This window comes from Vibrio chagasii, from assembly GCF_002954585.1.
Classification (GTDB): Bacteria; Pseudomonadota; Gammaproteobacteria; order Enterobacterales; family Vibrionaceae; genus Vibrio; species Vibrio chagasii_A.
The window spans coordinates 1,015,764-1,037,485 of sequence record NZ_MSCI01000001.1 but is presented as its reverse complement, the minus strand read 5'-3'; the positions used below and the strand labels follow the sequence as shown (position 1 = coordinate 1,037,485).

At 43.3% G+C, this 21,722-nt stretch carries 20 protein-coding genes; 7 read left to right on the top strand and 13 right to left on the bottom strand.

Going from position 1 to position 21,722, the window contains the following annotated elements; genetic code table 11:
* Nucleotides 1-99: 99 nt before the first annotated feature.
* The 3 genes from BTO10_RS04975 to BTO10_RS04965 all read right to left on the bottom strand — a co-directional run bounded on the left by BTO10_RS04975 (nt 100) and on the right by BTO10_RS04965 (nt 3,007).
* Nucleotides 100-1,470: a YjiH family protein gene (locus tag BTO10_RS04975; RefSeq protein ID WP_105023776.1), complete on the bottom strand. Its 1,371-nt coding sequence runs from the start codon at nt 1,468-1,470 to the stop codon at nt 100-102.
* A gap of 228 nt (nt 1,471-1,698) precedes the next feature.
* Nucleotides 1,699-2,373: a YoaK family protein gene (locus tag BTO10_RS04970; protein WP_105023775.1), complete on the bottom strand. Its 675-nt coding sequence runs from the start codon at nt 2,371-2,373 to the stop codon at nt 1,699-1,701.
* A gap of 151 nt (nt 2,374-2,524) precedes the next feature.
* Nucleotides 2,525-3,007 (bottom strand): GFA family protein, encoded by a 483-nt coding sequence (locus tag BTO10_RS04965; protein ID WP_181143958.1) that lies wholly within the window; start codon nt 3,005-3,007, stop codon nt 2,525-2,527.
* Nucleotides 3,008-3,039: 32 nt separating this feature from the next.
* Between BTO10_RS04965 and BTO10_RS04960 the strand changes: the two genes are divergently transcribed.
* From BTO10_RS04960 to BTO10_RS04950, 3 genes are all read left to right on the top strand, one after another.
* Complete coding sequence (locus tag BTO10_RS04960) at nt 3,040-3,693, top strand: hypothetical protein (protein ID WP_105023773.1); 654 nt, start codon at nt 3,040-3,042, stop codon at nt 3,691-3,693.
* Nucleotides 3,694-3,816: 123 nt separating this feature from the next.
* The gene (locus tag BTO10_RS04955; protein ID WP_004737771.1) at nt 3,817-4,116 is read left to right on the top strand and encodes an isoamylase early set domain-containing protein; all 300 of its coding nucleotides are present in this window, start codon (nt 3,817-3,819) and stop codon (nt 4,114-4,116) included.
* 344 nt (nt 4,117-4,460) lie between these two features.
* The gene (locus BTO10_RS04950) at nt 4,461-5,753 is read left to right on the top strand and encodes a peptidoglycan DD-metalloendopeptidase family protein (RefSeq protein WP_105023772.1); all 1,293 of its coding nucleotides are present in this window, start codon (nt 4,461-4,463) and stop codon (nt 5,751-5,753) included.
* 146 nt (nt 5,754-5,899) lie between these two features.
* On the opposite strand, the gene BTO10_RS04945 is transcribed toward BTO10_RS04950, so the two are convergent.
* Nucleotides 5,900-7,744: a putative bifunctional diguanylate cyclase/phosphodiesterase gene (locus tag BTO10_RS04945; RefSeq protein WP_105023771.1), complete on the bottom strand. Its 1,845-nt coding sequence runs from the start codon at nt 7,742-7,744 to the stop codon at nt 5,900-5,902.
* Nucleotides 7,745-7,849: 105 nt separating this feature from the next.
* Nucleotides 7,850-8,746: a LysR family transcriptional regulator gene (locus tag BTO10_RS04940; RefSeq protein WP_004737774.1), complete on the bottom strand. Its 897-nt coding sequence runs from the start codon at nt 8,744-8,746 to the stop codon at nt 7,850-7,852.
* Nucleotides 8,747-8,853: 107 nt separating this feature from the next.
* On the opposite strand from BTO10_RS04940, the gene BTO10_RS04935 reads away from it, so the two are divergent.
* The 3 genes from BTO10_RS04935 (at nt 8,854) to BTO10_RS23680 (ending at nt 10,879) form a co-directional block, all read left to right on the top strand.
* Nucleotides 8,854-10,059 (top strand): multidrug effflux MFS transporter, encoded by a 1,206-nt coding sequence (locus BTO10_RS04935; RefSeq protein ID WP_105023770.1) that lies wholly within the window; start codon nt 8,854-8,856, stop codon nt 10,057-10,059.
* A 97-nt stretch (nt 10,060-10,156) separates the two neighbouring features.
* Nucleotides 10,157-10,507, top strand: a complete 351-nt coding sequence (locus BTO10_RS04930) for a hypothetical protein (RefSeq protein ID WP_004737776.1) — start codon at nt 10,157-10,159, stop codon at nt 10,505-10,507.
* 237 nt (nt 10,508-10,744) lie between these two features.
* Nucleotides 10,745-10,879, top strand: a complete 135-nt coding sequence (locus BTO10_RS23680; protein WP_258096996.1) for a hypothetical protein — start codon at nt 10,745-10,747, stop codon at nt 10,877-10,879.
* 148 nt (nt 10,880-11,027) lie between these two features.
* On the opposite strand, the gene BTO10_RS04925 is transcribed toward BTO10_RS23680, so the two are convergent.
* From BTO10_RS04925 to BTO10_RS04915, 3 genes are all read right to left on the bottom strand, one after another.
* Nucleotides 11,028-11,645 carry a glutaredoxin domain-containing protein gene (locus BTO10_RS04925; protein WP_105023769.1) on the bottom strand — a complete coding sequence of 206 codons (618 nt, stop codon included), beginning with the start codon at nt 11,643-11,645 and terminating at the stop codon, nt 11,028-11,030.
* Nucleotides 11,646-11,714: 69 nt separating this feature from the next.
* Nucleotides 11,715-12,605 (bottom strand): DMT family transporter, encoded by an 891-nt coding sequence (locus BTO10_RS04920; protein WP_105023768.1) that lies wholly within the window; start codon nt 12,603-12,605, stop codon nt 11,715-11,717.
* 155 nt (nt 12,606-12,760) lie between these two features.
* On the bottom strand, nt 12,761-13,753 hold the full coding sequence (locus tag BTO10_RS04915) for a porin (protein WP_105023767.1): 993 nt from the start codon (nt 13,751-13,753) through the stop codon (nt 12,761-12,763).
* Nucleotides 13,754-14,129: 376 nt separating this feature from the next.
* Here BTO10_RS04915 and BTO10_RS04910 point away from each other — a divergent pair, with 376 nt between their 5' ends.
* Nucleotides 14,130-15,149, top strand: a complete 1,020-nt coding sequence (locus BTO10_RS04910; RefSeq protein WP_105023766.1) for a succinylglutamate desuccinylase/aspartoacylase family protein — start codon at nt 14,130-14,132, stop codon at nt 15,147-15,149.
* A 332-nt stretch (nt 15,150-15,481) separates the two neighbouring features.
* Here BTO10_RS04910 and BTO10_RS04905 read toward each other — a convergent pair whose 3' ends face one another.
* The 5 genes from BTO10_RS04905 to BTO10_RS04880 form a co-directional block, all read right to left on the bottom strand.
* On the bottom strand, nt 15,482-16,201 hold the full coding sequence (locus BTO10_RS04905) for a DsbA family protein (RefSeq protein WP_105023765.1): 720 nt from the start codon (nt 16,199-16,201) through the stop codon (nt 15,482-15,484).
* Between the two features lie 106 nt (nt 16,202-16,307).
* The gene (locus tag BTO10_RS04900; RefSeq protein WP_105023764.1) at nt 16,308-16,877 is read right to left on the bottom strand and encodes a protein disulfide oxidoreductase; all 570 of its coding nucleotides are present in this window, start codon (nt 16,875-16,877) and stop codon (nt 16,308-16,310) included.
* 3 nt (nt 16,878-16,880) lie between these two features.
* Nucleotides 16,881-18,944, bottom strand: a complete 2,064-nt coding sequence (locus BTO10_RS04895) for a protein-disulfide reductase DsbD family protein (protein ID WP_105023763.1) — start codon at nt 18,942-18,944, stop codon at nt 16,881-16,883.
* Between the two features lie 1,089 nt (nt 18,945-20,033).
* Nucleotides 20,034-20,777, bottom strand: coding sequence for a GlcG/HbpS family heme-binding protein (locus tag BTO10_RS04885; protein ID WP_004737785.1), 744 nt, complete (start codon nt 20,775-20,777; stop codon nt 20,034-20,036).
* A gap of 102 nt (nt 20,778-20,879) precedes the next feature.
* The gene (locus tag BTO10_RS04880) at nt 20,880-21,278 is read right to left on the bottom strand and encodes a hypothetical protein (RefSeq protein ID WP_063525268.1); all 399 of its coding nucleotides are present in this window, start codon (nt 21,276-21,278) and stop codon (nt 20,880-20,882) included.
* Nucleotides 21,279-21,722 lie beyond the last annotated feature (444 nt).

Here is a 21,722-nt window from a genome sequence, read left to right as displayed (position 1 = left end):
ATATAAGGTGACCTGGTGTCCATATTTTGTCCAATTAAAAAGCCCCACAAAGTGGGGCTTTTTAATTTAAACGGTTTAATCACATAGGCAGTATCTAAATTAGAATATTAGATGAGCAACGCCAGCAATAACAGGAAGTGTAATTAATGTACGCAGAATAAAGATAATAAATAGTTCTGCGATATTTACAGGGATCTTACTGCCTAGAAGTAGAGCACCAACTTCAGACATGTAAATCAACTGAGTTACCGACATTGCTGCAATCACAAAGCGAGTCATTTCGTTATCAATAGACGCTGCAAGGATCGCTGGGATGAACATGTCTGCAAAACCAACCACGATAGTTTCTGATGCCGCAACTGCTTCAGGAACACCTAATAGCTCAAGGAACGGAATGAAAGGTTGACCTAGGAACGAGAACACAGGAGTGTACTCTGCAATGACCAACGCCATTGTACCAAGACCCATAACTACAGGTAGTACACCAAATACCATGTCCACCGCGTTACGAACACCTTCGCCAAATACAGATTTCACTGATTTAACTTGTGATGCTTTGTTTACTGCTAGCTCAAGGCCCCAAGAGAACGTTGAGTGACCGGCAGGGATTGCATCTGCATCTTTCTCTGGCTTGCTACCATCAATGAAAGTGTCTTTTTTCATGCTCAAAGGTGGCAGACGAGGAATGATTACCGCTGCAACAATACCCGCTAGACAGATTGCTGCGTAGAAAGGTAAGAACAGGTGCTCTAGCTCTACTTGCGCAATAACCACAAGGCTGAACGTGATAGATACTGCTGAGAAAGTGGTACCCACAACTGCAGCTTCACGTTGAGTGTAGAATTTCTTCTCGTACTGTTTGCTTGTCAGTAGGATACCAACACTGCCATCACCCAACCAAGAAGCCATACAGTCGATAGCACTACGACCAGGTAGGTTGAAAATAGGACGCATAACTTTACTTAATAGCGTGCCAAACAGTTCTAACAAACCAAAGTTAAGTAGAAGAGGCAGTAAAAGACCAGCAAAAATGAACACTGAGAATAGTGTTGGAAGTAGACCTTCTAGAACCAAGCCGCCGGTGTTCTCTTCCCAGATAAACTCAGGGCCAACTTGGAAGAACGCCATGAATGCAGCGGCACCACCAATCAGACGAACCGCCAACCATAGTGGAGAAGGGTTGAAAAGGCCGTTTAAAAATGAATTCGATGTAATGAATGTAGGCTTGAAAATGGTGCTTAAAACCGAAGCTACAGACATGAAAGCGACGATCGCAGTGATGATAGAGACTAGATATTCACCGAAAATCGCTTGAATTGACTTGGCTAGGATAGCAACAGGGATGGTGAGATCGCCTTGGTAGCTAATTGGAGCCATGAAAAGGAATAAACCAATCAATGATGGGATTAGGAAAACCCAGAAACTGCCTTTAGATTTCTCTGGTTGAGCAGTATTCGTGTTGTTAGACATGTTATTGTTCTCGAATTTCTACACGTAAAAAAGCCATTTCCTTGGCATTTTTATTCACTAAACGTCCGTGTTTTCTTATTGGATGCAAGATTACCCAGTATTAATATTGCTTGCAATACTATTCATCAAATATCGCTAAATATTCATGCGAGTTATTCTGCTATACATTAAGAGTTTAGAATAAAGTGTTGCGGATGTTACGTAATTTGAGGATATATTGCCAGTTTTTTATAAAATCGCTGAGGTGTCTGTTCGATACGTCAAATAAAGCCAGTAGCTAAACGCAATAATAAAGGCGAAAGAGGCAGGGATAGCGAGAGCCAAAATCTCAAAACGTTGGAACAAGCATGCGCCCGTTAAGCCGCCAAATAGAAAGCCTACGACAATGAACATGAGCAACTTTGCTTTTCGGCGATCAAAGGGGGTACCTTTTAGGCGTGCACCAATCATGATTCCTAGATCCGTGATGATGCCACTCATGTGAGTAGTACGGATAATGGCGCCGCTGTAGGTGGTGATCATTGCGTTCTGCAAGCCACAAGCTGCCGAAGCAAAATATTGGCCTGAGGTGTAACCTTGTAGAAGTGCCCAAAGTGCTAGGAACAGCAACCCACCTTCTATACAGAGAGCAACGCCGTATCGGCGCCCTAGCTTCAGTGCTTGGTTTTCGATGAAAAAACCACTAAAAGCCGCGCCCAACATAAAGCTCATGATAACGAGTAATAGGTGCAAAGAAGCTGAAGTAGGTGTAAGTAAGCTACTCCCTAGCAAAGAGACTGTGCCTGAAATGTGTGAGATCGCCTGGTGTTGGAAGCCAAGTAGACCGATAGCATTTACGCTGCCAGCAAGGCCAGCTAACAGGAGAGCGCCGTATTCAACCCAGCGAGGTAGCTTAGAAATCATGTGGTTCACCCTGGGTTAAAAAGAGGGGCAGATTATAACGCTAGCAAAAAGTTTCGCTAGCGTTGTAGAGCATCGATAATTGATCTTAGGCAACAGTATTGCAGTTCGTTTTCCGACAAACATTGTCACAATACTCGGAGGATAGAAGACACTAACTATAGTGACTCATTTGATGGTCAAATTTTACCCAACCATGTTTGCGCTCTTCGTAGACTGAAAAGCTCGGAAGCGGGAAATCTTGTTCTTTAAACAACCCAAGCGGGATGATGTAAAAATCCGAGGCTGCGACGGATTGTAGCAGCATGGTGGTGCCACACTTTGGGCAGAATTGATAAGTGACTTCATTGCCTGTATCGCTAATGCGCGAAAATGAGGTTACCTCTCCACTCAGAGAAATTTGTTCTGTTGGGAATCGAGCTTGTACACCAAACACACTGCCGGTGCGTTTTTGGCATTCATAGCAATGGCAGACAGAGGTTCGTTGAGGCTCCCCTCTACACACGAGATTGACTGCACCGCAGCGACATTCGCAACTTCTGATATTTTTATCTTTACTATGATTGATATCCATCCATGCTCCAGTTCTGATTAACCCTGTATTGATAATTATACTAAAGCCCTTTATGGTCTGCACAACAGGATGAAAACAAAAGAATAAAATGGCTCATGAAAAAGAAAATCTTACCGATTCCCCTGATTTTACTCATTCCCATTGTGATGTTGGTGGTTGTCATCGTAGCTGGGGTTTACCGCTTCAGCTTAAGTGATGAAGAAATCTTGGCGAAGTTCCCTTCTTCTCAGGTCAGTTACGACTCGGTTGTGGAAACTGTGTTTGACTTGAAGACAACTAACCCATGGACAATCAAAGTACCTGAAACGAATGCTTACGCTTTTATTAATGAAGTAGATGAGCCTCAATCGCTGGCTTTTGGACGTTACGATTCAGGCGTGGAGCGCGGAGTGGTAACCGTTGATACTCAAAAGCTATTCGCTGCCAAATTGGGAGAAACTCACTTTTATGTCGCGCCAATGTCGGTGTCTAACCAAGGTAGCGGTGTCTTTTATTATCTAGGCTTGTTCAAGCATGACCAACAGCGCAGTCGTGTGGTGCTGGTGGATCAACTCTTCATCGGCGATCGTGTTGAGATCCAAACTTTAGAGGTCGCTAAACAGGAGGGCACTCAATCAAAAGGCAAACAAAGTGGGGAAGGTTTTATCGGCTTTACTCAGCATTCTGCGGAACAATCATTTGCAGAAGCGCCTTCTGAAAAGGTGTTAATGAGCTTTTCTTTTGATACGCAATCAATTGGTAAGCAATAACGTTTTTGTTAGTGTAAGGATCTGTTGTTTATGTGAGCTAAATTACATATTATCTTATGTGGATGAACGAAATTTAGACATTCATAACCTTGTGTCTGCTTACTTTACAAATGGAGCTTGCTAATGATTAATAAACGTTTTTTTAAAACGAAAGATGAAGTTGAAGTGACTTTTGAGCTCGAAGCTCAAGAAGCGAATTCTGTGTCTATCGTTGCTGATTTCCTTGATTGGAAAGCGACGCCAATGAAGAAGTTGGCGAAAGGGAAAGTATATAAGTTCAAAACTCGTCTGCCTAAAGATGGCGAGTTTCAATTCCGTTACCTTGTTGACGATCAGCAATGGGTAAACGATGCTAATGCCGATCGTTACATCCCTAATGAGTTTGGTGAAGATAACTGCTTGGTATCAACGGTAAGCGCTTAATCGCTGCCTCAGAAACTAAGCACTTTTTACCAAACGTGAGTTGGTTGAGCGACTCGAAGCCCACTCCGAGGCTCGATGAAATTACTCACTAATTCGCTTCGGTTATTAATCAATCGAAACGGAATAACGTAAATCAATATAAAGCAGAGACTAGCCGTTTCTGCTTTTTTATTTTCAAATTTAGCGGTTAATTTTATTTAATGGGATGCCTTGCTTCAGCCTCGGCAACTCAATGACTTAGCGATATCCAGTAAGATTCGCGTCATATTATGACAATGCGTTGATGATTTATGCGTTTGAAAAGCATATCCTATACCTTTATGTTGTAGAAAGACCTGTTTACCGTGTATTCAAAAATATTTTCCTCTCCGTTTGCTGAGCTTTCACCTGTAAAAAAAGTAGCGATTTTAGGACTGCCACTTGTTGCCGCAATCGTCGTTGCTCTGCAATCGTCCCAATCGAATCTGACGAAAACGATCGATTTGAACTTACCTGACTCAACCGTGATTGAGTCTATTTTGTCACCTTCTTCTGTCGTGGTTATTGAACCGCCAACGTTTGAGTATCAAATTCAAACGGGTGACAACCTAAGTAGCATCTTCACTCAACTTGGTTTCTCTTACAAATCGATGATGAGTGTGATGGAAACCGACTTAAACTTCCTTGCACTTGATACGCTTCGCCCTGGTAACACGCTCCGTTTCTGGCGTGATGAGGCGACAGGTGATCTATCCAAAATGGAACTTCAATTCAGCGTTGCTGACAAAGTGGTTTACCGACTGCTTGAAGACGGCTCTTATGAATTTGAAGACATCTCTATTCCAGGAGAGTGGAAACAAAAACCTTTAGTGGGTGACATTCAAGGCAGTTTCTCTGTATCAGCAAATAAACTGGGTCTAAATGGCCTTGAGATTGACCACGTTGTTAGCTTGTTAAAAGACAAGTTGAACTTTAGCCGCGACCTACGTGCCGGCGATAAGTTTGAAGTGCTGCAGAAAGCACAGTTTGTCGATGGTGTTGCCACTGGCAAGCGCGAAATTGAAGCGATTAAGATCATCAACAAGAACCGTGTTGTGTCTGCGTATCTGCATACTGATGGACAGTACTACGATGCAAACGGTGATAGCTTGCAACGTGCTTTCCAGCGTTATCCGGTAGGCAGCAACTGGCGTCAAAGCTCCCAATTCAACCCTAAGCGTTTGCACCCTGTGACAGGCCGAATTTCACCGCATAATGGTACTGACTTCGCAACGCCGATTGGTACGCCAGTTCAGGCTACGGGCGATGGCAAAGTGATCATGACGCGCAAACACCCTTATGCAGGTAACTACGTAGTGATTCAACACGGTAGTACGTATAAAACGCGCTATCTGCACTTGAGCAAGATTCTGGTTCGTAAAGGACAAACGGTTTCTCGTGGCCAACGTATTGGATTATCAGGGAAAACGGGTCGAGTTACTGGCGCACACCTTCATTACGAACTGATTGAACGTGGCCGTCCTGTCGATGCGATGAAAGCGAATATTCCAATGGCAGACTCTGTGCCGAAAAAGGAAAAATCAACATTTATCGTGGCGAGAGATGAAGCGGATGCTTTGCTACAGAAAGAACTAGAAGCGCAATCAAACAAGAGTTAATGATTGACGATTAGTCGTCATTAATAAGTTGTTTAAGACCAGACTAATGAAATAGCCGCGATACTGAGCCTAATTTTGAATTATTGGGCTAGGTATCGCGGCTTTTTTGTTCTCAAGGCTAGGGGCTTTTTCGATGTTAGGCATGCTCAAGCGAGAGGCTCAGAGTGTGTCACGTAGCTGACAATGGCTTCTGGTCTTATTGGAGGAGAGTAGAAATATCCTTGGATCTTGTCGCATCCCATTGCGTGTAACTTTTCTAACTGTTCACGTTTCTCAACGCCTTCAGCCACTAGTGATACATCCAGTCTATGTGCCAGTTGGACAATCAACCAAACGACGCTCTCCGAGGTGGAGTTAGTCAGCAAATTGCGAATGAAAGTAGCATCAATCTTAATACAGTCGATCGGATAGCTGTGAATGTAGTTCAGACTGGAGTAGCCAGTACCGAAATCGTCCAAAGCGATAGTAAAACCTTGCTCTCTGAGGTAGTTAAGTGCGGCTTTCGTTTCTTGTGTCGGTGATAGCAGCACGGTCTCCGTTAGCTCGATAACAAACTCGTTTGCTGCAAAGTGATGTTGCTCAATGGTCCGAGTAAGGTAAGAGATATAACGTTTAGAGTCGTTAAGCTCGTGGGCAGAGCAGTTTATCCCGAGCTTGATTTTATAGCCTAGCCCTTGCTCTAAGGTTTTCTTTGCACGGCATACTAACTCGATGATGCGTTCACCCAGTTCAACAATCAATCCAGACTCTTCTGCGACTTGAATAAACTCCACTGGAGAGATATCGCCATGTTGCGCGGTTTTCCAGCGTGTCAGCACCTCAAAGTATTCCCAACGTTTTTCCCCCTGGCCAACGATAGGCTGGGCAACCACGTACATGCCATTGCCATCTGGCGTTAGGTTATTGGAAATAGGGTTTTCAAGTTCACTTCGCAGTGCGGCAATGAGCTCCGCCTTTCTTTGGTAGCGAAATCTTAGATGGGTGTCATAACATTGAATGTGGGTATCGGGGCTTTGTTTACACTCTTTTAATGCCAAACTTGTGTTGAAGATGATCTGCTCGACATCCTTGTTATCTCCTTCTGAGCGAGCAATACCAATACTGACCTCAAAATCGATCTTGATATCGACGCTTGAGTAGCCTTGTTTGATCTTCGCAAGTATTTGCTCACAGATGGCGATTGGATCGGAGTGGTAGGTGATGAAAGCAAACTCGTTGCCTGCGGTACGAAATGTAAGGTTGTTCTCGGGTAAGGTGCGGCGTAACGTCTCAGCGACGAACTGCAGCACTTTGTCACCAATATAGTTCCCGTGCTGGTCGTTGATCGCTTTAAAGCTGTTGATATCGAGTAAGGCAACAGAGAAGGGCGTCACGCTTTGCTGAGTGATTGACTCTAGGGTATCTGACAAGCAGCTACGGTTGAGTAAGCCTGTTAAGCTGTCGTGCGAGACTTCATAGCTAAGTTGATTGACCAGTTGCTCAGAACGGTCGTTGAACCACATCTCCCTTAGTGTATGGATAATGATATCGGCGAATAGCTGATGATGTTTGATTACCTCTTGTTGCTGAGTTGGGCTAAGCGGTGACGTGAAAGTTGAAAACAGTACGCCCATCACTTCACCACTCTGAGTGCGAGTTGGGATCGCGATAGAGTTCTGTGAAGTGATCTCCTGTCGAAAGGCGGATGTCGGTAGAGATTGAACAACATACTGAGCAAACGAGCAGTCTGGGTGCTTTTGATTAACGGCCTGCTGGTAGATATGCCCGTGACGTGCGTTTATCTTATCGTGTAAAACATGATCAGAGTGCGCGATAACGAGAGGAACAATTTGGTCTGGAAAGTACTTCTTCTCAATGATGCTGGTGTACTGCGTATCAAAGGTTTGATGTAAGGTGAGTACAGCAGACTCAAGAAGATCGACACCTTCCAACTTCAATAAGCGACCTATGCGCTCTGTGTTTATTATGCCTTTCTGTGTATGTTGAGTCATAGTCACCATCCATAGTTAACCAGAATCATCGCGTACAATTGTGATATGCGTCTTGTTTATTATTGTCCTCGCTGCATATTTTTTCAAATTTATTTGTGACTAGTTTCACAAAATCTGAGTGCTACGTTCTTTGTCTAGCCTATCTTTGAGGTGATCCAGAAACAGTTTGGTTCGTGTATGCGAGTAATCAAGCTTAGGGTAGTAAGCGTAAACCATCACCTCATCAGCGGTGATATTTGGCAATACTGGAACTAATGTCCCTTGTTTTAGATCTTCTTTGATCATGGCTTTGATGGTTAATAATACGCCCATGCCTCGCTTGGCCGCGTGAAATAGAGCCTCAGGATTGGTTGTCGCAAAGTTTCCATTCAATGTGATTCGTTGTCCTTTCGTTAACGTAACCTCACGAGTAGGGCGCTCACCCCAAATCAACGAATTGTGTTGCTCTAGATCTTGTTCACAGCTTGGGTAGCCATGTTTCGCCAAGTAGCTTGGAGCGGCGTAGAAACCGGCTTTGTGCTCGAACAAAGGTGTTTTTTTAAAGCTTAACGAGTTGAGTTGCTCGAGTTCGCGACTTATCACCAGATCTAAGCCAAGTTCAGGCAGTTGCCCTGAAGTGGTGGTAATCAGCTGTACTTTTATGTCTGGATACTTTTCTAAGAAATCGTCCATGTGTTGGACCAGAAATTTAGACCCAACAGCGATGGTTGCGCCAATTTTTAATAGGCCTGCGGGCGTTTGGTTAACCGAGCGAGTTTCATCAATGATCGACTGCCAGTTATCGAGCTGATCTTTGGCACGTTGGTAAAAGAGTGCACCTGCTTCAGTTTGGCTAATCGAGCGAGTCGTACGCTTAAGTAGCTGAGTTCCGATACGCTCTTCAAGCCAGTTTACCCGCTTACTGATCGCAGAGCTGGTGGTATTAAGCTTTCGGGCGGCGCCATTAAAACTGCCTTCTTCCACTACTTTTACATAACTTTTTACGTTAAGTATCCAATCCATATTCTTTCCTGTTGGGACTTAATCAAATTCCAATTTGGTTAATTATCAATTGCTGGCTCTGAATGTAAACTCATCTTTGAACGAATAACAAACGAAAAGGAAATTTTTTGAGCCAATCGACCTTTAAAAAAACACCATTACTGTTGGCAATGATGATCATTGCTACTGGGCAAGTGGGTGTCAGTATTTACCTGCCATCACTGCCGCTGATTGCTGCTGACTTAAGTGTCACTCAAGTTGATGTACAGTTGCTCGTCACACTATTTTTAGTGGGCTTTGGCTTATCTCAACTATTTTACGGACCGATGTCAGATGCAGTTGGACGAAGACCTATCTTCTTGTTAGGTCAGGGTGTTTATTTAATTGGTACTGTTGTTTGTGTCGTCTTTTCTGACAACATGACAGCGTTAGAAGTTGGTCGCTTGTTACAAGGTTTAGGGGCGGGTAGTGCTTCGGTGCTTGGGCGCAGTGTTCTACGCGATAGTTATGATGGCGCACAACTTACTAAGGCCTTGTCTTACATATCAATTACCGCTTCGATCATGCCGATCATAGCGCCTGTATTTGGTGGCTGGATTTCATTCCATCTTGGTTGGGAAGCGGTGTTCCTGTTTGTTTTGCTCTATTTACTCGCGATATTCACTCTGGGCTATTTTGTTCTTCACGAGACGCTCCCTTATAGCAAGAGTCGTTTCCAAGTAAGCCAAGTCGTCAAGAACTACGGAAGCTTAATAACGAATCAACAAGTGCTGAGTAGTGCCAGTTACAACTGGATGAGCTACATGGCAAGTTTGGTGTCGTTGTCTTTGTTCCCATTCTTAATGCAGGAGCAATTGGGGCTAACAGCTGCGGAATATGGGTCATTAATGATTGTGCCTTCGGCGGGCTTGCTGATTGGCAGTGTGACATTGAATGTTCTGAATCGTCGTTTTAGTACGCCTCAATTGATGAGCTTTGCAATCTTGATCATTTTAGCGTCTGGAGTTTGGTTGCTGACACATGAATTAACCATCTTTAACTTGGTATGGGCGTTTACTTGGCTGACCATTGCCCAGGGTATCTCATTCCCTCTCTCTATTAGCATGTTGTTGGAACCACATAAGAAACAAGCGGGTGCTGTCTCTGCATTATCTGGCTCGATTCAAATGTGTTTAGCAGGTTTATTGGGCGGTTATTTGGTAGAGAGTTGGGTGACGAATCATCTGCAGCTCGGTGTATTCTACTTAGTGATTGGTGCGGCTATGGGCTCGGTGCTGTGGTCTTCAACACGAATGAAAAAGAAGCTTGGCGATACTGAAGTCGAATATGGTTAGCTTCCTGTGCTGATGTTTGTGTACGCGGCCTTTAATACGTTGTATTTGGATAGATGGTTTTCTACAATACCGGCGTCCATTTAATAGGTAATAAAACATGCAGCAAAATGAATTTGAAGTACTGGTAAAAGCTATCTGTGCACTAGATGGCCTACCACAGGCACTTGAGCTATTGAAATCCAATGAAGATACTGAAGTCGCTGAGGCTGCCGCATCACTGACTGGTCAATTTGCGCTAGCTGAAGTTGAAGGTGAAAAGCGTATTTACCACGTGACACTTCAAGAAAACGAACAGGGTGAAGAGCAAGAGTACATCGAGCATGTGATGAATGAAGGCGATGACTTGATCAAATTTGCCGCTTGGTTCTTTGAAACAATGTTCGAACTAAAGCAAAAAGAGACTTACCAGATTGCTGGTAAAACTTATCGTCAGCCAAAGCGTAGCTAAGCGTTCGTTGTCGCTAACAGTTATAGTTTGACACGGATGTTGTTAAGTAAAACATTCATAAAGAGCAGCTCACTTGAGTTGCTTTTTTTGTGAATATCTCAAGCCGCTCTTACGCTTAAAAAGGTGCGTTGTAATAAGAATAGGTTACTCGCAATAAAGTGTGATTTAGATCTTGTTTTTAGGCGTTTTCAGTGTAGAATCCGCGCACAAGAAAGTTGATTATGTGCGGAGATCAGCATGAACTACGAACTAGGCCACGCATACCTTGGTCAAATGGCAGCAAAAAACATTATGCACGAAGCAATGTACGGTAAGTCAAAGCCGAAAAAAGCATCTTTCATCAAGAGAATGATGAAGAAAATGGCTAAGTAACCATTTTCCAAAACGGAATTTTAAAAGGCCTTAAACTCGTTGAAGTTTAAGGCTTTTTTCGTATGCGCGATAGGTGATTTTATCGCTTTGTTCTATTGTGGATGGACACAAAAAACATTAATGGGTGACTGAAATTCTCTAAGGAAGATTAGCCTGTTGATTGGTTAGATAAGTCGACGACGTTATTTGGAATGCTGTCTAAACCGTTTTCCTTCATCCAAGCTTCCAAGTTATCAGCCCCGCCGATGTACTTACCATCAAGCCAAATCTGAGGCACGGTTACTGGCGTTTTTTGACCGATGTGCGCTTTCACCTCAGGAATCATTCGATATAGAGCTGCACTGTCTTTAACCACGTCATGGTAGGTATACTCGACACCCGCTTCATCCAACATTTTCTTTGCTTTTACGCAGTATGGGCAGGTCGCTTTACCGTAAACAATATTGCCTTTTAGGCTATCTCGTTTCGTCCACTCTTGGATTACCGATTGTACGAGTACGCCACGGTTAAGCGCTTCACCTTGGCTGACTACCTTACCTTCCACAACTAAGATAGGAGCGTGCCAAGCCCCAAGCTTTAGAGGCTCCCACCAGTGAGACAACCAATCTTTCACTTTTAGTTCGATATCGACATCTGCCAGTTCATTCTCAAAGGTGTCCTTCAGAATGTCTTTGGTAAGGGTACATTCTCCACATGGGATGTTTACTTTAAATGGACCCCAGCTGCCTGCCCAACGGTACAGTGTAATCTTGATTGGTTTCTTCATGGTTACGACCTCGCTTCAAATTCTCTTATTAATATAGAACGGACATCAGAACTATTTATTTCAAACCTTCTAAATTTTCTTCGTTTTAGCTGGTTTTTTTGTTTCCCAGTGAGTGATGAAGGCGACAGACGCAATAATGATTGCCGCACCTAACCATAGACGACCTGGCGGTACCCAACTGAATACTAGCCACCCAGCCAGCACATTTAGAGGTAATTTTGCATGGTCAAACGGTTGGACAAAGGATGCATCAGCCACTGAGTAGGCTTTTACAATGGCCCATTGTGCGAGGGCGGTTAACACACCAATTACAGCCAGAATACCCCAAATGGTAGTGCCACTTGGTGTTTGCCAGTCAGGCACGGCTAACATGATGTTGAACGGTGTAATCAATAGTAGGAGATAAACCACCATGGTTGATGGGCTATCTTGTGATGACAGCTTCTTCACCATCAGCGAGTAGCACGCCCAAAAGAATGCAGCGCCAACAGGTAATAAGGTTGCCCAACTAAAGTCTTCGGCCCATGGCTCTAGAATGATCATTGCACCAATGAAGCCCGCTAATGTTGCTCCCCAGCGTGCAGCACCAACTTTTTCTTTTAAGAACAGTCCCGAGCCTATCGTCGCAAACAACGGAGAGGTCATCAGCAGTGCGATACCTTGCCAGATCGGCACAGGGTAAGCGAGCGCCCATATCCAAAGCTGGATACCAATGACCGACAAAAAGACACGGAATACGTGCAGTTTGAGATTGTCGGTCTGGAGTGCGCGGCGAATACCTAGTGTTTTCAAGTAAGGAAGAATGGCTAATAAAGCAATGGCGTATTGAATGACGGCAACGGTAGTAGAAGTCAGTCCGAAATGAATGCTAGCAATTTGAGTCAGGCTGTTAATTACGGCAAAGGCTAAGCCTGCGGTAAGCATCCAGCTAGCGCCTTGGATCGGATGGTGTTGTGACATGATGTTTCTAATTATTTGATGTGGTTTGCCTATGATACGGATTTAGCACCACTTAACCAGAAAAAGCATCGATGAAGTTGGTCAGAATATTCGAAGATGAAAAAAGGCTGAGCAATTGCCCAACCTTTTTAGTATCTACCTAAAGTAAATTTAGATTAGAAGTCGTAGCGAACACCTAGGCGAAGCGTATCTTCACCTTCAGTTGTTAGTCCTGTAGTTACGTCTTTCACTTCATCTAAGCCATTGATGTAGTAAGAAAGGTATGTACGGAAGTTGCTGTTTAGTTTGTAGTAGCCAACAAGCTCGATGCCATCAACAGAGTCGGCCGTAGAACCGTTTGCCGCTTCATCTTCTTGATATGTGTATACTGCTGCAGCAGAAAACTGCTTAGTGATTTTATATTGTGCTGCGAATTCCATTGCAGTGAATGACTCAGCGATAGGGCCAACGGCTTTATCGTTTAAGTCACCCGTTGAGTAAGTTGCTGCTAGGTAAAGGTTATCTAGTGAATATGCTAGGCCAGCAAGGATTTGGTTTGCGCTTCCTTTACCTGCTCCTAGATCTTGACCAGAGTATGCAAGACCAAGATCCAGACCGATTGGCAATGAATAAACACCAGAGATGCCGTAACCATCAGAGTCTTTTTCACTGTTTGCTTGGTAAGTTGCTTCTAACTGAAGGGCATCAAAGCCACCGCGGTATGCAAATACGCTATCCTCTTTATCTGAAGCTGCGTCGATTACTTGCTGAACACCTGAGAATTCAGTGATATCTGTAAAGTCAGATACGATGACTGAGGCCATGTCTTGGCGGCCTACTGAGACTGCTTGACCATCGAAATCAACACCAGCGTACATGTAACGGTTATCAAACTCGCTATCACCAGTGCTTTGCTCTGCTTCGTAGAAACCGAATGCAGTAACCGTATCGGTAAGTTCTGTTTTACCGCCAAGGTTTAAACGGAAACGAGTCTTATCTTCCATTGTACCTTCAACTTCAGCACCACCAGAACCAATGAAGTCACCACGGAATTCCGCACGACCACCAATCTTAAGCTCAGTACCGTCAGAGCTGTAAACTGTTGCTGCTAGAGATGAACCTGAAACTAGTGCTGCTACCACTGCAGAAGCTAGAACTGCCTTTTTCATAATCACTTACCTTGTATTTTAAAATCCGTGAGCGAAGTGCTCTCCGTTTTGATATGAAGCTAATTTAGAGCAGCTAAATTAAGCTTTCATTTCCATAAAATTACATTTCAGTGAATAGGGAACTTTTTTAAGTTTTGATTTTATTGCACTTTTATTTCAATTGGTTGAGTAATTAGTGAATAGTTATCCAAGTAGAGTAATTGGAGAGTGGTAACCGGGTTGGTCTCAATCTGAAAGATAAATTGAGGAAGTGGGAAAGGAGAGCAAGCGAGTAGCGCCTCTTGGGCTGATTAACTGCTTGTACTGATTACGATATCCTCTATGATGCAAAAACTGGCAACAGAATAGATTTTGTTCAAAAGCATGGAGAAGTTGGATGAGAACAGAGTACTTAGGGGATGTTTTACAAGGTAGGCAGGTTATTGGCTCTTTGAATGTTGAAGACTTGCCGATTGGAGAGCATCAGTTTTGGTTTCAAGTCACCAGTGATGGGTTAGGACAACCAAAAAATATGCCTGTCTCTGTTTTTAAAGGTAGCCAAGATGGACCTAAGTTGATGATCACCGCTGGTATCCACGGCGATGAGCTCAATGGTGTGTTAGCTGCACAGCAAATCATCCGAGATTTAGTGGGGAAAGAGCTGAAAGGGACTGTGACCGTTGTACCAACGGTGAATCTGTCAGGTTTACTAAACCATAGCCGAGACTTCATCTCTTCGGATCCGGGTTCTTGCCCTGCGAACCTCAATCGACTTTTCCCCGGAGACCCGCATGGCTTAGCAGCCGAGCGCTTTGTTGCTTCTTTATGGGAGCGCTTACTCAAGCACAATGCTACTTTTGCCGTCGACTTACATACTCAAACTCGTGGTGCGGTATACCCGCTGTATGTGTTCGCGGATTACAGAATTGATCAATGTTTAGAAATGGCAAGACTGATGCGACCGGACTGCGTGCTCAATGATCCCGGCGATCCCGGTATTCTAGAAACGGTTTGGAATCGAAGTGGAATCCCAAGTATTACGGTCGAAGTAGGGATGGGTAAATTCACCCAACCGGATATGATTCAAAGAGCTGTAAACGGCGTTTTTAATATGCTGTCTTACTATGACATGTTTGAAACTGCTCAAGTATCTGACCTCGAAAATAAGCAATTACCTGGAATGGATTGGGTTGAAGGCAACAACGTGGTGTCGATTCGTGCTGATATTGGCGGATTTGTCCTTCCTCAAGTTGAACTTCTACAAAGTGTAGAAAAGGAAGACTTGTTGGCTGTTCAATATGATGCGTTTGGCAATGAGTGCCGCCGCTATCATGCGCCATCGGCGGGGCGCGTTCTCAGTTACAACGTGGATGCGTTGAGAGAGCCTGGTGCGCTTGTCTGTCGTTTATTGAGTTAGCTCCTATCGACTTTCACCTTTAGGCACTTGCTCTATCACCTTTGAAACACCTAAAAAAGACCGAGCCAAGCTCGGTCAAAGGACAGTTGTCGCGAGTTAACACGTCTTCGCACTCTTCGACAGAACTGCTTTTAGGCTAACGAGAATAGATTAAGAATCCATTGCGAGACGGTGACACTTAGAGTGTTTTTCTATTTCAAAATGATGACCTTACAGTCATGACTTCAAACCGCTGCGATCAAATACTGATAAACAAAAAAGCCTACTGTGAGTTAAACAAGTAGGCTTTTGGGGTTTTTACTGGGTGGCTTTATCTTTACTTATTGGCGTGATTAAAAAGCCTCATCCACAATTTCTTTTAAGCGATCGTAAGGAACATACCCTGGTAAGATTTGCCCATTCATCATCAATGTTGGTGTGCCTGTTAAACCAAGTGCACTAAACGTTTGGTGGTTGGTTAGCAGTGTTTGGCTTTGATCAGGTGTCGTTTCTAATTGTGCTTCAGTTCCCGTTTTTTCCGCGACAGCTTGCAGTGATGACTTGGTGTGGATACCACTTTTCGCCATCAATAGTCGATCAACTTCCGGGAAAGCTTCTGGCTTATCCTTCCAAACTTTCATCGCATATAACGCCGCATTGGTATTAAGACCGCTCACTTGTTGCTGCTTGAACGACAGGTAAACATTGATGACCTTGATATCACTGTCTTCTGAAGCTAATTGAACTAAGCCTTTTTCTAAACGCTTACAGAATGGGCAGTTGTAGTCGGTGAAGTTAATGATCACCGACTTACCATCAGGGTTTCCGGTAATGGGATGAGCATCGTTGTTGTACAGCCAATCATGGCTCTCTGCTTGAGCTTTCTTTGCTTGCGCTTGCCCTGCAACATACTGCTCTAAGCTGGCATGTAGCCCCGAAATTGTAGAAGGGTTCTCTTTGAGGAATTGGTTGATCTCCTCAAGCTGCTGTACTTGCTCTTTGTTTAGTTCTGCGAAAGCGCTTGCGCTCATCATTGAGCCTAAAATCAGTGTGCTAATCAGAAGTTTTTTCATGTTATTAATCTCAAATTCTTGTAATGGCGAGCGCCAATTGAGTTGCGCTCGCGCTAATGTTCTTTAGTTGGTTTAAATTGACCTAACGATCTATTTTGCAGATATGTTATGCAAAGTAAGTTCTTAGCCAAAGTCCGATTGGAGAAGTAACGCCCGTTGCGATACTGCTTATCTTTCCATCTTTGATGATGACAATACTTGGTGTGACATTGATGCCCCAACTTCTGCTGATCGAACCAGAAAGATCATTAATCACAGGGAAATCATACTCTTTGGCATCAATGAAACGTTGTACTCGTTCATCTGACCCGGAGGACAAAGCAACAGAGACGACTTGATGTGAATCGCTTAAGCTATTCACGGTGGGGCTCACTAGTTTGCAAGCACCGCACCAGGTAGCCCAAAAGTAGACAATCACTGGTTTGCCATTTTTACTGAGCTCAATGACGTCAATATCCTCACCTTGGATCGATTGACCCACGATTGGAATGGCATCTCCTTGAGGCATGTTTCTACTGTGATAAAAATCCATGGCAAAAGAGACAACGCCTACGATCAAGATCATTGAGATGAGCTCTTTTCCCCACTTCTTAAGACGGCTCTGCTTTTTCACTTCGTGCTTCGCATCGCCACTTTCCGTTGTGCCAGTTGTATCTTTAGCGTTGGGAGTCTTCATTGATTACCTCGCTGCATCGATAGCTTGAACAACCGTGTCGCTGTCTAAAATCACGGGTAGAGGGGTGCCTTGTTTGTAGCTTGGGCCGTAAACGATGTTAAATGGAACACCGAATCGCCCATTACTTTGCAGGTATTGGGTGACACTTTCGCTTGGTGTTGTCCAATCGCCCTTCATTAAAACAATGTCTTCTTGCTGTAGGTGGCTGTACACCGGATCTTGGAGAATCACACCGATCTTGTTCGCTTTACAGGTGATACACCACTCTGCCGTTACATCGACAAAGACCGTTTTACCTTCCTCAACTAACTGAGGAATTTGTTTAGCATCTAATTTCTGCCAAGGTAGGTCATCGACAATCGGGGTCGCCCAGTTATCAGCGGTCACGCTACCGATGATAAGCACAGCACCAAACGTTAGAGTCGTGGTCGCCATGATAGGAATCAGCACCTTTCGACCTAGTTTCATGCCAATCCAAATCAATACCGAAACAACAATAAACAGAGCCAGCAGGATGGTCGGGAACTTACCGATGAATGGTGTCAGTAAGCTTGTTAACCATAAGCTGGTGATGAACATCATTAAGCCAAATACCAACTTAACTTTGAACATCCACGCGCCCGGTTTCGGCAGCAATTTGGTTAGGCTTGGGAACAGCGCAAAGATTAGCCAAGGTGCACTCATACCAATGCCAAGTGCAATGAAGATAGCCCATAGTTCTTGGTAGCTTGCCCCAAGTGCATAAGCTACGGCTGTGCCAAGGAATGGCGCGCTACACGGTGTTGCTAAGAGTGTGGCAAACATACCTTGAACGAAGTGACCCGAATGTGAATCGTCACCTTTGGTCGCCATCCAGGTGTTTAAACCTGAAGGCAGTCGGAACTCAAATAAACCCAATAGGTTAATTGAGAACAGCAAGGTGATGATCAGCATGAAACCGATAAACCAAACGTTCTGGAATTGGATTCCCCAGCCTATCGCATTACCACCTACTTTTAGAAGTGTCATGCCAAGCGCTAGCAGTGCAAATGAAGTAATCACACCAGCAGCAGAAGCTAGGAACGAAAGTCGGATATGACGATGAGAGGCACCTTGATTTTGAATGATGCTGTTTAGCTTCATTCCTAATACGGGTAACACACATGGCATGATATTGAGGATTAAACCACCAATTAAGGCGAAACCGATCATCGCAATAAAGCCGTTGTTGCTCTCTTGATAAGCGATTGGCTCTGAGCCTACTTTAGCTGTCATCTCTTCAGCAAAGTTGGTATCTGAGACAGTGACACTTAGCGTGCGATCGGTTAGATCGACTTCACCAATCCAGTTGCTCACGTCAAACACAGCGGTCATTGTATTGTCGGTAATATGAACGGTAGGCTGAGAGAAGAAGTCGTCGATTACTTCTTCGCCGTCAATCAGTACCATAGGTTTATCCCAGCCATCTTTACTCGTCAGCTGAATTACTAATTGTTGTTTGCTTTTGTCCCAGTACAGGCCATTCACAGAAGTTCGATTAGCTTCGCGTGGAGACTGACTCATGCCCTGATTGAACAAAAACATGGCTTCTTCATCGAGCTCCAATGTTTGTGGATCAATCGGCAATTCAATGTCGTAATCGGTTAAAACACAGATATTGGTACATGACGGAAAGGTGAAAGACGCCTTGAATATTGCAGGCTTGGTGTTGTCTTTCAATGTGAGCGTAACTGGGAAACTGACATGCTTTTTATAGCCCAATGTCATTACATCTAGCTGCTCGTAATATTTAGGGATCGGCCAATGCCACTCAACTGATTTGATGTTGGTGGAGCCAGACCAGTCCCAGCTTGGCGGGATGCCTCCTTCACCAGGGCTACGCCAATAGGTTTTCCAGTCTCCATCGAGCACGACATCGAGTACGGTCTGAATTTGAGAACCGTCATCGGATTGTTCCCCAGTCGACATCATTCGCATCTTTACAGGCGGGTGCTCAGGCACACTCAGCCAGCCGGTCGTTTGTGCCAGAGCTGTAAATGACGTCATTACCAGTAGGGCAGTGACTATAGTTTTCGCGCATGTACGCATGCAGAATGCCAAACAATCGGCAAACTTAGTTAGAAGTGTGTTGTACACAAATGTATCTCCAAAAAATAAATAAAAGGGTGTAATGGCCCGGTTATTTATTCTCTAAATATACAGTGCTTTAAGTGTAAGCGGTGCTTTGTTGGTCGAGCAGAGCGATGATTGTCTCTAGATAATCTCGATATCTGAGGCGGAAGGCTGAATGCTACAGCCATCAGAAGAATAAAAGGGACTAGCCAGCTAGTTTTAGGTGTCGCGAAGGTGAGCATTTTAGAGCTCAGGTCACAGGCACTCGAAGTTGGCGCAGACAGTGATTTAGATGCTTGAGAACCGAATACGCTGGAATAAAGCTCAGACATTTTTTCGGACGAAGCCATAGAGGCTTGCGGATCACTGCTTTCAGTGCCAAGACGCGTTGATTGACTAATAGAATAGTTGGAAAACGTAACTTTATTTGCAGAGAGCGTGCTCTCCAGACAAGTTATGATAACCAGTCCGGTAAGGAAAAGCGCCCAAAGTGATTGCTTTAGTTGGCGGTTTTGTGGAGTTAAAAAGAAACTAGGTGTGCTTAGCAAATCAATCAGTAATAGAGTCAGTTAGTATCGGGTCTTGGTCTTTAAGTTGACGAGTTATGTTTACTCACGGAGTAATCAAACAGCTCGTTTCACGGCGGCTAGCTTAGGTAACTTTGCTTCGTGCTACAAGTCATAAAACTGTCAAAGCCCACAGGTGTACTATCACCAAACCTAAATGTTAAGGCACCGCGATTAGAGTTAAGTTCATCATAATTTTGTTTTTTTGAAATATTCATTTTACGATGTTATTGAAAGTCCTATCCAAGAGTTTGGAAACATTTGCTGAGGGCCTGATTAGAAAGGTTAAACTTATAACGAGGCCTTTCAAAGAATTAGAGCTAGTGAAGAGCTTTTAGCATTCATAATGTATTGAATTTCCGATATTCTGGAACACTTAGCTAGTAGACTTTATGCAGTCCGTAACCGCAGGGCAAAGCCTATCCCATATAAAGAACTTCAATAATTCTAGGCAGTATAGGTCCTGAGGTACTTAAGGGCGCCCCAGGCCTAGTTTATTTTATTTTCTCTTAGATAGAGGGAAACTATTAGGCAAGTTATCAGCTATTTGCTGTTCACCATTTCCACAATTGACATGAGAAAACCCATTATCGATATCATAGATAATATTGTCATCACCAGTATTAGAAACCCCCTTAGGAACATAGTCTAATTTGAGAGCGTGACGAGTTTTCCAAGCGATATTATGATCTGCACATGAGGTGTCACCACTTACCCCTAATCCACCTATGATTTCACCTTGATTGTTATACAGAGCGAGGCCACCGCCAAAGACATTTAGACCACCGATTCGGTGACTAACCATTGGATCGTTTTTTTGACCGAAATATTTAGATTTTCCTTTAAATGCTAGTTTTGAGTTTACAGGGTTACTGAACTGTAAGCCAAATAAACTTCCTCCTGGTTGTGTGGCTTTCCAGAGGTTTGCTGTGGATAGCGATAGCTCCGGTAGGCTAAAGGCATTGGCTGTATTTGCTTTCTGTGCTGAGATCACACGGCTACCTGGCCATTGGTCGCCAAAGTTTTCTCCTGTTTTAGTTACAACGCAAACACTACCATCCCTTGCTACTATGGTTCCCCACATATTTAACTCCAAGCCTCCATTTGCCTCATGGCTAGTAGTTGCGACTACACTTTTTAAGGCTCTGGTTAGCTCTTGATAGTTAGGTAAGTTATCGCATGTGTTAGCTTGTGTATAAAAAGCTGAACTAGATAATAAAAATGCAATAAATCGCTTCTTCATTATTTCTTCCTTAAATTCTATTACCAATATTCTTTATTTTAATATTCTCAAACTTTTAATTAGTCGAAAGTTTAGAAACGGACTTTTTGGTTACTTGAGAAATTAGATTTTATTCTTTGGTAGAAAGTCTACATCAGCTTTTCGGTGTGCAGTATATATAGCCTCTCCATTGCTTTCTCCATCAAATATGACTTTAACATCGGCTGAAAAAATAATAACGTCACCAACTTCAGCAACGTACTTATTGCCTTCTATATCGCGAATAACGATTTTACCTTTTGTTACTACTTTATACTCGACTGAATCATAAAAATACTCAAATTCTTCGCCGGGAGACATTACAAAATGACCAATTGTTAATGGTGCAGCTTTGTTTGTCACGGTAACTTCAGCCATATCACTTTGTAACCCTTCGACATTAAGTAGTTTACTTAGATCATTAAGATTAAAAGAGCCAGACTTTATCAGGGAGATACCAGGTTTCTCAGTTAATGTCTTCATATTATTTCCATTTTATTTTGAGACTAGAGCTATTAGCCAGTTAATGTGAAAATTAATAGCAAATGATTACTACTAACTGTTAATGCCTATAGACAATCAACATTTTTATATTCTCATTATTAGCAACATAAACAATAGGATAAAAAGTAAATGACTATTACAATAAAGTAAAAATAAGAGTAACGTAGTAAACTTCTAGTGAATATTTCTATACGGGTAGGTATGTCAGGTAATGAACCAAGATCTTGTTCAACTCTTAATATTATTAAACAAACAACATTGTCGAAATGTGATAGTACTTTTATTTACCGGTAGTTGTTCTTTTTATCGACACATCATTAACCTTGTTTGGATTATAAAGAAAATAAAAATCTATCGTGTTGTTGATATAGAATGTATTTTTAATTATTTTTCGGGGTGATATTTACAATTTTTTAATAAATT